This is a genomic window from Vibrio sp. CAU 1672, from assembly GCF_029223195.1.
Lineage (GTDB): Bacteria > Pseudomonadota > Gammaproteobacteria > Enterobacterales > Vibrionaceae > Vibrio.
The window spans coordinates 36613-49572 of sequence record NZ_JARHUF010000007.1; the positions used below are offsets into that span (position 1 = coordinate 36613).

The following is a 12960-nucleotide window of genomic DNA, read 5'->3' on the forward strand; positions in this document are numbered from 1 at the left end:
AGTGAAGCCCTATGTTGGAAGTCTCTAACCTGACTGCAATTCGCGATGAGCGGGTGCTGTTTGAAAACCTACATTTCCAAATCAAGCCCGGAGAGTTGGTGCAAGTTGAAGGCCGTAACGGTACCGGTAAAACGACGCTGTTGCGCATTATTACCGGGTTGGGTGACAAAGAGGATGGCATGATCCGCTGGAAAGGCGAGCCCATCGAAAAAGCCCGGGATATCTTCCATCAGGATTTGCTGTTTCTTGGCCACCAGACCGGGGTGAAACGTGAACTCACTGCACTGGAAAACTTACGTTTTTACCAATCTATCCATAATAATCGTTCATCTGACGATGATCTTTATACCGCATTGACCCAGGTGGGGCTTGCCGGACGTGAAGACGTACCGGTTGCACAACTGTCTGCTGGCCAGCAGCGTCGTGTGGCATTAGCCCGCTTGTGGTTAAGCTCTCAAACGTTGTGGATTCTGGATGAGCCGCTAACGGCGATCGATAAGCAAGGCGTTAAAGTCCTGGAATCGCTTTTCACTCAGCATGTTGACCAGGGGGGGATAGTGTTGCTCACAACCCACCAGGACATGTTTGCGGATAACCCGACACTTAGAAAAATAAAACTGGGTAATTAAAATGATCTCGGCCATGTCTACCATCATTCACAGAGAGCTGCTCATTGCGTACCGTCGTCAAGCAGACATTCTCAACCCTCTGTGGTTTTTTATTATTGTGATCACCTTGTTCCCGTTGAGTATCGGCCCTGAGCCCAACTTGTTAGCCCGGATTGCGGCAGGCATAGTGTGGGTTGCCGCACTGCTGTCAGCGTTGCTGTCTTTGGAGCGTTTGTTCCGCGATGACTTCCAGGATGGTTCGCTGGAACAAATGATGCTGATGCCGGTTCCATTACAATTGGTGGTGATATCGAAGGTTGTTGCCCACTGGCTGCTAACTGGTTTGCCGCTGATTTTGATCAGCCCGCTTTTGGCTGTACTTCTGTCGCTGGACTTTAATACCTGGCTTGCCGTGTTACTGACGCTGGCCGTGGGTACGCCAGCACTAAGTTTTATCGGTGCCATTGGCGTAGCATTGACAGTTGGCCTGCAAAAGGGTGGGGTGCTGTTAAGTTTGCTGATCCTGCCGCTGTATATCCCAATTTTGATTTTTGCCACCTCAGCAATTGATGCTGCGGCACTGGGGATGGCGTATAACGGACAACTGGCCGTTTTAGGCGCAATGTTGATGGGCGCGATGACGCTGACCCCGTTTGCTATTAGTGCGGCGCTGCGAGTTAGTGTGAATTAACTGCTTGTGTTTTAATTAAGTAATTGCTAATAAAAGTAATGATTAAAGTGCTATCTACTCCTAACCCCCGATAGCGCATTTGAAGTAAGAGTGAGAAACAAACATGTGGAAATGGCTACACCCCTACGCCAAACCTGAAACGGCTTACCGGTTAAGTGGTAAGTTTCTGCCTTGGTTTTCTGTTTTCGCCTTGATCTGCCTGAGTGTTGGTACGGTGTGGGGCTTAGCGTTTGCGCCGGCAGATTATCAGCAAGGCGATAGCTTCCGGATTATCTATATTCATGTCCCGGCGGCTATCTGGTCAATGGGCGTCTATATGTCGATGGCAATTGCGGCATTTATCGGCCTGGTCTGGCAGGTGCGTTTGTCTGATATGGCGGCGTTAGCGATGGCACCGATTGGTGCGGTGTTTACTTTTATCGCCCTGATCACTGGTGCGGTTTGGGGTAAACCCATGTGGGGAACCTGGTGGGTATGGGATGCACGTTTGACTTCTGAACTGATCCTTTTGTTTCTTTACCTCGGGGTTATTGCACTTTACCACGCTTTCGATGACCAAAAGACCGCAGCTAAAGCGGCCGGGATCCTGGCGATTGTCGGTGTGGTTAACCTGCCGATAATTCACTTCTCTGTGGAGTGGTGGAACACCCTGCATCAGGGCGCCACGATCACCAAATTTGAAAAACCATCCATTTCTGCTGATATGTTGTGGCCGTTACTGCTCAACATCTTTGGTTTTGCGTTCTTCTTTGGTGCGGTGACAATGGTGCGTTTCCGCAATGAAATTATCAGTAAAGAAAGCCACCGTCCTTGGGTGCGCAAACTCGCGACTGAAAAAACTCAGTGAGGTAGTTAGTTATGCATTTTGAATCTCTGAGCGAATTATTGGCCATGGGTGGCTATGGATCTTACGTATGGAGTGCGTTTGGGATTACCTTTTTATCGATGTTGATCCTCCTGATCACCAGCGTCCGTCGTGGGGATGCGTTATTGAAAGAAGTGAAGGCGAAAATTGACCGCCAGGCACGTATTGATGCGGCGAAGAACATGGAGAATACACTATGAATCCGAGACGTAAAAAGAGACTGGGTATTGTCTTAGCCATTTTTGTCGGTATCAGTGCCACCATTGGTTTGATGCTTTACGCTCTGAACCAGAACATGGACTTGTTCTACACCCCAACTGAGTTGGTTAATGGTAAAGACGACGGGAGCAAACCGGAAGTCGGCCAGCGCTTACGTATCGGCGGTATGGTGGTCGCCGGCTCGGTCAGCCGTGATCCGGAATCCCTGCGGGTGAGTTTCGAACTGGCCGATGTCGGCCCGAGGGTGACGATTGAATACGATGGTATCTTGCCGGACTTGTTCCGTGAAGGGCAGGGGATTGTCGCGCAAGGGGTACTGAAAAACGCCACGACGGTAGAAGCGTTTGAAGTCCTGGCCAAGCACGATGAAGAATACATGCCGCCAGAAATCGCTGAGGCGATGAAGAAAACCCATGCTCCACTGGAATATTCTGATGAACAACTACAAGGAAGCGGCCAATGATTGCTGAAATCGGTCACTTTGCCCTGATCATTTCTCTCGCGATGGCGGTACTGCTGAGTATTCTGCCACTGTGGGGAGCGGCCAACAATAACACTATGCTGATGAACACCGCCAGGCCGCTATCATGGTCGATGTTCATCATGCTGTTTGGTTCGTTTGCGGTGTTGTCATGGGCATTTTATGTTAATGATTTTACGCTTCAGTATGTGGCGAGTAACTCCAACAGCCAGTTGCCTTGGTATTACCGTTTAACTGCGGTGTGGGGCGCGCACGAAGGGTCCCTATTGCTTTGGGTGTTAATTCAGGCAGGCTGGACCGTCGCCGTAGCCACTTTCAGCCGTGGGATGCCACAGGAGTCGGTGGCCCGCGTACTGGCGGTAATGGGGATGATCACGGTCGGCTTCTTGCTGTTTATTATCGTCACCTCTAACCCGTTCCTGCGTACCTTACCGTTTTTCCCGGTTGACGGGCGAGACCTTAATCCGTTGCTGCAAGACCCCGGACTGATTGTCCATCCGCCTATGCTGTATATGGGCTACGTTGGCTTCTCGGTAGCCTTCGCTTTTGCTATCGCATCACTGATGACCGGCCGTCTTGATACCGCCTGGGCTCGTTGGTCACGGCCCTGGACAACTGCCGCCTGGGTATTCCTTACCCTGGGTATCGCACTGGGCTCGTGGTGGGCGTACTACGAACTCGGTTGGGGCGGCTGGTGGTTCTGGGATCCGGTCGAAAACGCGTCATTTATGCCATGGCTGGCTGGTACCGCGCTGATGCATTCACTTGCGGTCACTGAAAAACGCGGCACGTTCAAAGCCTGGACAGTACTGCTGGCTATTTCGGCCTTTTCGCTCAGTTTGCTCGGCACTTTTTTGGTGCGTTCCGGCATTTTGGTCTCAGTGCATGCGTTTGCCTCAGATCCGTCGCGAGGCATGTTTATTCTTGGCTTTCTGATCTTTGTCATCGGTGGGTCGTTACTGCTGTTTGCCATTAAAGGCGCATCGGTGCGGGTACGTGGCAACTTCAGCCTCTTTTCGCGTGAGAACGCCTTGCTGGCCAATAACGTCTTGCTGATCGCGGCGCTGGTGGTGGTGTTGGTCGGTACTTTGCTGCCGTTGGTCCACAAACAACTGGGCCTGGGCTCGGTTTCAATCGGCGCACCGTTTTTTGATATGTTGTTTGCCTGGCTGATGATGCCATTTGCATTCTTGTTGGGTATTGGCCCACTGATCCGCTGGAAACGAGACGAACTCGCAAGCCTGATTAAGCCTATGCTGGCTTCTGGCGTGCTGGCGTTGGTACTCGCTGGATTGTGTGTATTCCTGTTTGCCGATTTCTTTTCGCTGATGGCCTATATTGGCTGGGTGATGGCGATCTGGATCATTGCTATGCACGGGTTTGAGTTGTATCAACGCGCGACGCACCGTCATAGTTTTATGGTTGGTGTGCGTAAACTGCAGCGTAGCCATTGGGCAATGATGCTGGGCCATATCGGCCTGGCCGTGAGCGTGATTGGCATCGCCATGGTGCAGAACTACAGCATTGAGCGCGACGTTCGCCTCGCTCCCGGTGAGCACTTCCAAATCCAGGGCTATGATTTTTATTTCTCTGGTTTGCGTGACAAAGATGGCCCGAACTACGACGGCTACATTGCTGACTTTGAAATCACCCACAATGGTCGTTACGTCAACACTCTGCATGCTGAAAAGCGCTTTTACCGTACAGCCAAGTCAATGATGATCGAAGCCGCGATTGATCGCGGAATTACGCGTGATTTGTACATCGCGATGGGTGAACGCCTTGGTGACAACCGCTCATGGGCGGTGCGGATTTACTACAAGCCATTTGTGCGTTGGATTTGGGCAGGCGCGTTGATCATGTCATTGGGTGGCGGACTGGCAATTTCGGATAAGCGCTATCGCTTCCGTAAGTCGGCTAAGGGCACCAGCAAATCAAAGTTAAAGGGACAGGAGGGATAAAATGAATAGAAAAGTGCTGTTTATTCCGCTTCTCGCCTTCATGGTGTTAGCTGTGATTTTTACCACGCAGTTGATCCGCAACCAGCAAGGTGATGATCCAACTAAGCTGGAGTCGGTGTTAATTGGCAAGCCGGTGCCAAAATTCCATCTGGAAGATCTGGCTGAGCCCGGCAAACAGTATGACCAGTCGATTTTCAAGGGTGAGCCGTTACTGCTGAATGTGTGGGCGACATGGTGCCCGACGTGTTATGCCGAGCATCAGTACCTTAATCAGCTGGCCGGTAACGGGGTAAAGATCATTGGCATGAACTATAAAGATGACCGCAACAAAGCGGTCGGCTGGCTGAATGATCTTGGTAATCCGTATTTGATCAGCCTGTTTGATGGCAGCGGCATGCTTGGTTTGGATCTGGGCGTGTATGGCGCACCGGAGACCTTCCTGATTGATGCCAATGGCGTGATTCGCTACCGCCATGTGGGAGATGTCAATCCGCGTAACTGGGCTGACACGCTTGAGCCGTTGTACAACTCTCTGCTGGCGGAGGCACAACAATGAAAACATGGATAATCACGCTGGCTGCTGCGCTGACCTTCTCGTTATCCGCATTTGCGGCTATCGAGGTGTATGAGTTTGATAACTTAGAACAAGAGCAGCAGTTTAAAGAACTGGGTCACACGCTGCGTTGTCCCAAGTGTCAGAACAATTCCATTTCTGATTCGAATGCCGAGCTTGCACAGGACTTGAGACATAAGGTCTATGAAATGACCAAAGAGGGTAAGTCAAAGCAAGAAATTGTTGATTATATGATTGATCGTTACGGTAACTTCGTTACCTATAACCCGCCATTTACTGCGGCGACAGCGGTGCTTTGGTTAGGACCGATTGCAGTGGTATTGGTCGGCTTTGGCTTGATTGTTCTGCGTAGTCGCAAGTCAAAAGCAAAAGCGGTGCAAAGCTCAGACGAGCCGTGGGATGAGCAAAAAGAAGCGCGTCTGAAAGCACTACTTGATGAAGAGAACGACGGAGATAACAAGTAATGGCATTATTTTGGATTTCCACCGTTGCTCTGACGCTGATTGCATGCGCATTGGTGGCGCTGCCTTTGCTAAAACACAAAGCAAATAATGATGATGTGTTACGTGATGAGCTCAACAAAGCGTTCTACAGAGACCGTTTGTCAGAGCTGCAAGAGGAAGCTGAAGAAGGTTTGGTTGAGAGTCAGGATGATCTGATTTCTGATTTGAAACAATCGCTGCTGGATGATATTCCTGCTGAGAAGGCACGCCAGGAGACCAAAGTGTCGCCGATGGCGGTTCTGATCCCTTCGGTTATTTTAACCGTGGTGATGAGTTACGGCCTGTACTCTAAGTTTGGAGCCTCTGAAGATATCGCTAAATGGCAAAAAGTGTCGGCTAACTTACCCCAGTTGTCAAAGAAACTGATGTCAGCATCTGCAGAGCCTTTGAGTGATGACGAAATGGCCGATTTAACCTTGGCACTTCGTACGCGTTTGCATTATCAGCCTGAAGATTCAACCGGCTGGCTGTTGTTGGGGCGCATTGCTTTGGCAAACCGTGATGTGAACACGGCCATTGATGCAATGGAGAAGGCCTATAAACTTGAGCCTAAAGACCCTGATGTTCAACTCGGTTATGCGCAGGCTTTGATGCTTTCCGGAGAAGAAATGGATCAAGCGACAGCACGCTCCCTGCTTGGGAAACTGGTTCAACAGGATTACGTTGACTTGCGCGTGTTTTCTTTGTTGGCATTTGATGCATTTGAGCGTCAGGATTTCCCTGCGGCAATCAGGTACTGGAGCATTATGCAGCAGATGATTGGCCCGCAAGACAGCCGTTATGAAATGCTGGCACGTAGTATTGAAAACGCACGAAAACAGCTGGGTGATGTTGTTGCTCCGGGTAAGAGCGTTGCGGTTACTATTCAGTTGGCGCCAGAAGTTGAACCAGAGCCTGGTTCGGTACTGATTGTGTCGGTGCACCGTGCTGATGGTTCGCCGATGCCTGTGGCGGCGGCGCGTTACCCGCTTGGTACATTCCCGAGGACCGTGGTGCTTGATGACGGCAACGCGATGATGCAAGGGCAAAAACTGTCTGATCTGGAGCAGTTAATTGTACGCGTACGGATTGACTCAGACGGCAATGTGGCGACCCGGGAGCAGGACTGGTATGGGGAAAGCGATATCATCACATCGGGTGAACCGGTGGCTGTTACCATCAGCAGTCAGTATCCGTAGTCCTGGTCGAGCCACAAATGAGACTGGTTATACAGTCGGGGTGGTACGGGCAAAGACTATCGAGTAAAATGATAAAGGCCAGCTCTTGCTGGCCTTTGTTTTTATTAATGGAACTTAAAATGTATAACAAGGTTAAAACCACGTTTCTGTTATTGTTTACGGTTGCGTTAGTTGGCTGTGCAAGTGCCCCGGATGAGACTTCAGAGGACAATCAGTTCTACTCATCATCTGGTGTGGAAGTGTTTGATCCCCTGGAAGACTTCAACCGCACAATGTGGGCGATCAACTATGATTATCTTGACCCATATTTAGTTCGTCCGGTGTCGCTGGCTTATGTCAATTATACCCCTGTACCGCTTAGAACCGGTATTGCTAACTTTTTGTCAAATCTAGACGAGCCGTCCAGCATGGTGAACAACCTGCTGATGGGTAACGGAGAAAAGGCCGTTAATCATTTCAACCGTTTCTGGATCAACTCAACCTTTGGTATTTTTGGTCTGTTTGATATTGCCACCGCTGCAGGGATCACCAAGTACGATGATAAAGCGTTCAGCGATGCGATCGGGCACTACGATGTTGGTCACGGACCGTATTTTATGATCCCCGGTTATGGCCCCTACACCTTACGTGAGGTGACGGATACGGTGGATGGTATGTATGTGCCATTGTCGTACTTCAACTTCTGGGCCGGATTAGGCAAATGGGCCCTGGAAGGTATGGAAAAACGGGCGTTAGTCGTACCACAGGAAGCGCAGCTGGAAGCCTCGCCTGATCCATACCTGCTGACGCGTGATATTTATATCCAACGGCAGAACTATAAGGCCGAAGTCGATACTCATACGGAGATCAACGAGGACGAAGAAGATTACTTGGATCAGTATCTGGAAGATTTTTAAAGCGTAAACCATCAGGTGTCAGTCAGGTTCGTCAAGATCGTTACTGGCACAGGGCAGCCGGTGAGCAGTTTTCCCCGGAGAGAGAAAAAAGGCTTAGCACCCGCTAAGCCTTTTTGTGTTCATTGTCGGATGAACCGTTAGAAGTGGTAGTTAGCCTGTACGCCAATCAGCCAAACATTACCGGTTACCTCACCATTGAAGGTGCCGCCAATTTGGGCTGCTTGTCCATCTGATGCATCACGCGGTTCACTGATGGTCGCGTCTTTGGCAAAGATGTAGGTAAAGCCAGCGTCCAGCGTCAGTTGCTCAGACCATTGGTAGCCAGCACCGATACTCAGCCACAGGCGATCGGTTTCCGGAATCGTTGCGGTACGGTTCTTATCGCTTACTGCAGACATATCGTACGCGACACCAGAGCGCAACGCGAACTTACTATCAAGTTGGTAGGTTGTACCTACGGCAAAACGGTAGTTGTCGTCCCAGTTTTCTTCTTTGATCAGGTTAGATGGCTCTCCCGGGAAATCGGCAACCAACTTTTCAAAACTGCTCCAGTCGGTCCAGTTAATGCTGGTGTGAACGGCCAGTTGTTCAGTCAGTTGGTGGAAGCTCGCCAGTTCCGCCGTTGCCGGCAAAGTGAGGTCCATGCTGCCGTTTTTGTGCGCGCTCGGGTTCGCCGGGTTGAATGCAAATCCGGTGGCATAACCTTCAAGTGTCAGGTCAACGGCTGATTTATAGGCAAAGCCAATGCGGTGTTGCGGGTTTACCTGCCAGGCAGCACCCAACTGCCAGCCCCATGCGGTGTCATCGCCTTCCATGTATTTCAGAGTGGTGCCTTTCGGTGCGCTGATTGGACCATGCTCCGGGTGGATACCCACTACGTTGTTTTGCGGTGTGCTGGCACCGAAGCTGCCGTCTGCGATCACGTAGCGAAGCCCGCCACCCACGCTGATGGCCTGGTTAAGTTGGTATGCCATGTTCAGATTGGCCTCCATTGAGGTCACACTGGCCTCGTTACCAAAATGGGAGGCAGCGAAGTCTTTGCCCAGATCGGTTTCCATGCCGTAGTTGGTACCAAGTGCCAAGCCTACGGCAAACTTATCGTTGTACTTATGCGACAGGTAAAAGTTCGGGATCACCGCATCATGGGCAAAATCATGCGAGCTTGCCGAAGTTTTGTTGCCGTAGAAGTGAACCTCACCGTCGACATCAATGTTCGGGTTTACATAAATAGCACCAACAGACACTTGGGTGCCCTCCAGGTACATCAGCATTGCCGGGTTACGCCATTGTGAGCCTGCGTTGTCTGCCATCGCGGCTTCACCGGCATAAGCGCGGCCTAAGCCTGTTGCTGAATACTCTGCTAGTTGAAAGCCTGCTGCATTTGCAACACCTGTCGTGCCAAGCAGGCTGAGTGCCACTGCAGTAGAAAGAAGAGTCTTATTGGTTTTCATGATAATGTTCGCTGAGTTATTTATAACGTAGGGCGAAAGTTTAAAGCTAGAGTTATTACTTTAAAAATGAAAATCCAATAAAACAGTGTTTTTAGGTTATTTGTCTGCTTAGGTTTGATTATTTAGCTTATTTTTCTGTAAGTATTATAAGGGAGAATGAACTTCAGCGAACAACTGTGAGTCTTAAACGCCACTTTTGATTACACGTGTACGCCTAAATCAGGCAAATTGAAAACAGCAGATACAAAAAAAGGCTGGAATACCAGCCTTTTATACACAGTGTATTTCTGCCTATTCTTTATCTTGTGCTTAGAAGCTGCGGCTGTATTGTAAGCCGAACAGGATCGCATCAGCTCGCGTGGTCGCTGACAGCGTAGATAAGTTTCCACCAATAGGGCTTGGTGTGGCTTCATTTACCTCAACGTCTTTACCCATCAAATAGGTAAAGCCAAAGTCAAGGTTAGACTTGCTGCTCAGATGGTAGGTAAAACCTGCCGAGAACCACTGACGGTCTGAATCAGGAACCGATACCGAAGTCAGCTTATCTTGGGCACTGGTGTCGTACATGTAGCCGGCGCGTAGGGTCCAGTCGCTGTTCATGTAGTAAGTACCACCGATAGAGTAGTGCCAGCCGTCTTGCCACTGGTACTGTTTGTCGTAGCTAGCACCAAGCGGTGAGCCTTGCAGGTTACGGAATTCGATTTGATTAAACGCGCTCCAGCCAATGTATTGGATGCTGTAGTGCAGCGCAAATGGCTTGTCTGCCATTTTATGGAAACCGGAGAACTCTGCCATATCTGGCAACGGCAGGGTGATCTTCTGGCCTTTATCGTCTTTCGCTTCCATTTCCGGGCTGTAACGGTATGAAAGGCCAAAGCGGTTGTTTTCATCGAGCTCGTAGACGGTACCAAGGTTAAAGCCCAGCGCCCAGCCGTCAGCTTTATCGACATCGATTAAAGTACCAATCTGAGCATGCTCACGCTTCATCGTCCCCTGGCCATAGATGATGTCCAGGCCGGCACCAAAGCTCCACTGGTCATTCAAACGGTAAGAGCCGGCAAGACCAAAGTTTGCGCTCTTAACATCGGTTAAGCCGCCGTATTCTCTAGCGACATAGCTGTCTGAAAACTCAGTTTTGGTACCAAAGTTTGAGTAGGCGTTGATACCCCAGGCGAACTTATCGTTTACTGGCACAATAAGATGGATATTGGGCGCAATAGAGGTATCACCCGCATCATCATAGTTAGCCTCTTGAGGCTGCCCAAAGCCTGCTTGGCAAGCTGTTCCACAGTACTTGGCGTCGCTAACTTCAATCATTGAGGTGATGCTTTCAAAACCCAACGACAGTTCCATTTTATCAAACAGTGCCATTGCTGCCGGGTTACGTGCCATTACAGAGGCGTTGTCGGCAATTACTGCATCGCCGGCGAACGCACGGCCGATACCGGTCGCCGATTGGGCATTCAGCTGGAAGCCGGCTGCCATGGTTTGACCGGAGACGAGTGCGACGGTCGTCGCCAGGAGAGTTTTGTTAAACAGACGCATTTTTTGAGTCATTTTCTTATTCCTATTTTTTCGCCTCTGTGGGCGATAGTTTGAGCTTTTACTCAGTGGCGCTGATAGTAGTCTTTTGCACCGCTAAGACAAATCCGACCATTGGCTAAAAATAAACAAAAATATAAGAAATGACGGCTAAATGTCGTGAAGTGGTGACTAAAGTGCAAAAATTAGAGTATTGACTCTATTAGTTATTGGTGGGGTTTATGTAAAGGTGGTAAGTGATAATAAAAATGCTGCCATTGTCGGTGATAAGGCAGCATTTTTAGTATATATCAGCAATATAATGCAATTAGTTCATCGGCTGAATCAACGGGATTAGCGTACTTGCTATGGCTGCCATATCTTCACCTTGGTTGCCTACCAGGATCATGCTTGCTTCACCGACAGGCTGTACGATACCGATCATGCCTTGCTGATTGAAGTCGAATGGCTTATCGCTTGGTATCCCGGTGAGGAATAACGTGACTTTGCCTTTTTCTCCCTGAAAAACTAAGTGAATGGCGTTCTCTTCACCAAAACCGCAGTGGTTGAGATAGTAGACATGGTAGGGAAACCCGCCACTAAACTGGTAGTGGAAAGGCTGCAATTTGGTATTGAGCTGACCATGGCTGACATTTTCATCAAGCGTGTTGACGAACGGGCTTTCAGTGATCACATGCTCGATTGCGGTATCAGCCAAACTGGCATAGGCAGGAGGAGTAACCAGCTCGCCCCAGTTGATCTGACCCACCAACAAACCAGCGGTAAAGGCGACAGAAGCGGCGAGTGCCATCGCCTTTCTCATGAAGTTGGGGCGTAGCACTTTGCTGTCAAGAGTGCTGGAGGTCTGGCTGAACAAAATCTTATCCGCCAAATCTTCCGGTACGTCGATGTTCATCGCCTGCTTGATTTTTATGTCGAGATCCAAAACGTCCTCAACAAACTTATTGTTGGCGTCGCTACCAGCCAAAGCCTGCAAAACCTCTTTATCCCGGTGCTTTGGATCCGACAAAATACGACGACGAAATTCGAGATCATCCATTTTTTTGTCCTCTCTGAGTATCTTGAGAATCCAACATCTCTTTTAGTTGGTTGCGCGCACGAAATAACCGTGTCATCACCGTGTTTTTGTTCAGTTCAAGGATCGCACCGATCTCTTCACCGCTGAACCCTGCCACAACCTGAAGAAACAGGGGTTCACGGTACTCGACATCGAGCTTCATGATCTGGGCCTGAAGCCACTCCTGCTGATGATGAGGATCGTCATTGACTTTAGCATCATTGCCATAATCATCGATATCAACCAGATCAAACTGTTTACGTTCGAAGCGGCGAGCATTTTCTCGGCGCAAAATTGTAATCAGCCAGGATTTGGCCGCCTTTTCGTCTTGCAGGCTGTCGAGAGACTTCCATGCACGCAGACAGGTTTCCTGAACCAGATCTTCTGCAACCGTCTTATCCTTGCATAACCAGTAAGCGTAGCGATACAAGTCTCTGTGATAGCCGCGAACAAGCGCTTCATATTTTCTTTGTTTGTCCATATCTGAGTTGACCGGACGATCGGAATTTTTCTTTCCAAACAGGGTAAAAATCGCCACACGAGCCTCCATATTCGCTCTGTGAATGCATTTATTGTTATTGTGTCGCCTGGGTAATCGTAAAATCACTATAAAATTGATCTATTTCAAAATCTCTTATAGTGAAGGGGCTATAGTACATCTTGTCATCTAGTTGGTCTTTGTGACCGACATGTTGAGCAAGATGACACTTCCTTTTGAAGGCTGACTTTACTTTCTCCTAATCAGGAAACTGATTATTTATCAATTGGCGTAAGTTAATTGTTTTATAGATATTCCGACCACACAGTTCTGTGTGGTTTTTTTTTGCTTCATTTTTGCCCTTACTTAATCATTTCTGGTTGTCTTAACTATAGTCCAGTTAAATAAAATCAATCAATTAGAACAATAGATCTACTCGCCTCACGTTTATTTAAA

14 protein-coding genes are annotated in these 12960 nt (G+C 49.2%); 10 read left to right on the forward strand and 4 right to left on the reverse strand.

Features of this window, described 5'->3' with window-relative positions:
• Positions 1–11 precede the first annotated feature (11 nt).
• From ccmA to P2G85_RS08620, 10 genes are all read left to right on the forward strand, one after another.
• Complete coding sequence (gene ccmA / locus P2G85_RS08575) at positions 12–629, forward strand: cytochrome c biogenesis heme-transporting ATPase CcmA (RefSeq protein ID WP_275863683.1); 618 nt, start codon at positions 12–14, stop codon at positions 627–629.
• Position 630: 1 nt separating this feature from the next.
• Positions 631–1299 carry a heme exporter protein CcmB gene (ccmB, locus tag P2G85_RS08580; protein WP_275863684.1) on the forward strand — a complete coding sequence of 223 codons (669 nt, stop codon included), beginning with the start codon at positions 631–633 and terminating at the stop codon, positions 1297–1299.
• A 103-nt stretch (positions 1300–1402) separates the two neighbouring features.
• Positions 1403–2146, forward strand: a complete 744-nt coding sequence (locus P2G85_RS08585; protein ID WP_275863685.1) for a heme ABC transporter permease — start codon at positions 1403–1405, stop codon at positions 2144–2146.
• Positions 2147–2157: 11 nt separating this feature from the next.
• A complete protein-coding gene (gene ccmD / locus P2G85_RS08590; RefSeq protein ID WP_275863686.1) occupies positions 2158–2364 on the forward strand; it encodes a heme exporter protein CcmD in 207 nt (68 codons plus the stop codon).
• Entirely contained in the window at positions 2361–2846 is a 486-nt protein-coding gene (ccmE, locus tag P2G85_RS08595; RefSeq protein WP_275863687.1) for a cytochrome c maturation protein CcmE, read from the forward strand. The genes ccmD and ccmE overlap by 4 nt, the downstream gene beginning before the upstream one ends.
• The gene (locus P2G85_RS08600) at positions 2843–4825 is read left to right on the forward strand and encodes a heme lyase CcmF/NrfE family subunit (RefSeq protein ID WP_275863688.1); all 1983 of its coding nucleotides are present in this window, start codon (positions 2843–2845) and stop codon (positions 4823–4825) included. Before ccmE ends, P2G85_RS08600 begins: the two co-directional genes overlap by 4 nt.
• 1 nt (position 4826) lies before the next feature.
• Positions 4827–5381 carry a DsbE family thiol:disulfide interchange protein gene (locus tag P2G85_RS08605; RefSeq protein ID WP_275863689.1) on the forward strand — a complete coding sequence of 185 codons (555 nt, stop codon included), beginning with the start codon at positions 4827–4829 and terminating at the stop codon, positions 5379–5381.
• On the forward strand, positions 5378–5863 hold the full coding sequence (locus tag P2G85_RS08610) for a cytochrome c-type biogenesis protein (protein ID WP_275863690.1): 486 nt from the start codon (positions 5378–5380) through the stop codon (positions 5861–5863). The genes P2G85_RS08605 and P2G85_RS08610 overlap by 4 nt, the downstream gene beginning before the upstream one ends.
• On the forward strand, positions 5863–7080 hold the full coding sequence (gene ccmI / locus P2G85_RS08615; RefSeq protein ID WP_275863691.1) for a c-type cytochrome biogenesis protein CcmI: 1218 nt from the start codon (positions 5863–5865) through the stop codon (positions 7078–7080). The genes P2G85_RS08610 and ccmI overlap by 1 nt, the downstream gene beginning before the upstream one ends.
• 119 nt (positions 7081–7199) lie before the next feature.
• A complete protein-coding gene (locus tag P2G85_RS08620) occupies positions 7200–7976 on the forward strand; it encodes an MlaA family lipoprotein (RefSeq protein ID WP_275863692.1) in 777 nt (258 codons plus the stop codon).
• A gap of 137 nt (positions 7977–8113) precedes the next feature.
• On the opposite strand, the gene P2G85_RS08625 is transcribed toward P2G85_RS08620, so the two are convergent.
• The 4 genes from P2G85_RS08625 to P2G85_RS08640 all read right to left on the reverse strand — a co-directional run bounded on the left by P2G85_RS08625 (position 8114) and on the right by P2G85_RS08640 (position 12576).
• A complete protein-coding gene (locus tag P2G85_RS08625; protein ID WP_275863693.1) occupies positions 8114–9427 on the reverse strand; it encodes an outer membrane protein transport protein in 1314 nt (437 codons plus the stop codon).
• Between the two features lie 309 nt (positions 9428–9736).
• Positions 9737–10984, reverse strand: a complete 1248-nt coding sequence (locus P2G85_RS08630; protein WP_275863694.1) for a porin — start codon at positions 10982–10984, stop codon at positions 9737–9739.
• A gap of 292 nt (positions 10985–11276) precedes the next feature.
• The gene (locus P2G85_RS08635; protein ID WP_275863695.1) at positions 11277–12008 is read right to left on the reverse strand and encodes a DUF3379 domain-containing protein; all 732 of its coding nucleotides are present in this window, start codon (positions 12006–12008) and stop codon (positions 11277–11279) included.
• Positions 12001–12576, reverse strand: a complete 576-nt coding sequence (locus P2G85_RS08640) for a sigma-70 family RNA polymerase sigma factor (RefSeq protein WP_275863696.1) — start codon at positions 12574–12576, stop codon at positions 12001–12003. Before P2G85_RS08640 ends, P2G85_RS08635 begins: the two co-directional genes overlap by 8 nt.
• Positions 12577–12960: the final 384 nt, after the last annotated feature.

Coding starts and splice junctions, on each gene's coding strand:
- ccmB (WP_275863684.1), top strand. CDS start 631: ATGATCTCGGCCATGTCTACCATCATTCACAGAGAGCTGCTCATTGCG.
- P2G85_RS08630 (WP_275863694.1), bottom strand. CDS start 10,984: ATGACTCAAAAAATGCGTCTGTTTAACAAAACTCTCCTGGCGACGACC.
- ccmE (WP_275863687.1), top strand. CDS start 2,361: ATGAATCCGAGACGTAAAAAGAGACTGGGTATTGTCTTAGCCATTTTT.
- P2G85_RS08585 (WP_275863685.1), top strand. CDS start 1,403: ATGTGGAAATGGCTACACCCCTACGCCAAACCTGAAACGGCTTACCGG.
- ccmI (WP_275863691.1), top strand. CDS start 5,863: ATGGCATTATTTTGGATTTCCACCGTTGCTCTGACGCTGATTGCATGC.
- P2G85_RS08635 (WP_275863695.1), bottom strand. CDS start 12,008: ATGGATGATCTCGAATTTCGTCGTCGTATTTTGTCGGATCCAAAGCAC.
- ccmD (WP_275863686.1), top strand. CDS start 2,158: ATGCATTTTGAATCTCTGAGCGAATTATTGGCCATGGGTGGCTATGGA.
- ccmA (WP_275863683.1), top strand. CDS start 12: ATGTTGGAAGTCTCTAACCTGACTGCAATTCGCGATGAGCGGGTGCTG.
- P2G85_RS08610 (WP_275863690.1), top strand. CDS start 5,378: ATGAAAACATGGATAATCACGCTGGCTGCTGCGCTGACCTTCTCGTTA.
- P2G85_RS08600 (WP_275863688.1), top strand. CDS start 2,843: ATGATTGCTGAAATCGGTCACTTTGCCCTGATCATTTCTCTCGCGATG.
- P2G85_RS08625 (WP_275863693.1), bottom strand. CDS start 9,427: ATGAAAACCAATAAGACTCTTCTTTCTACTGCAGTGGCACTCAGCCTG.
- P2G85_RS08640 (WP_275863696.1), bottom strand. CDS start 12,576: ATGGAGGCTCGTGTGGCGATTTTTACCCTGTTTGGAAAGAAAAATTCC.
- P2G85_RS08605 (WP_275863689.1), top strand. CDS start 4,827: ATGAATAGAAAAGTGCTGTTTATTCCGCTTCTCGCCTTCATGGTGTTA.
- P2G85_RS08620 (WP_275863692.1), top strand. CDS start 7,200: ATGTATAACAAGGTTAAAACCACGTTTCTGTTATTGTTTACGGTTGCG.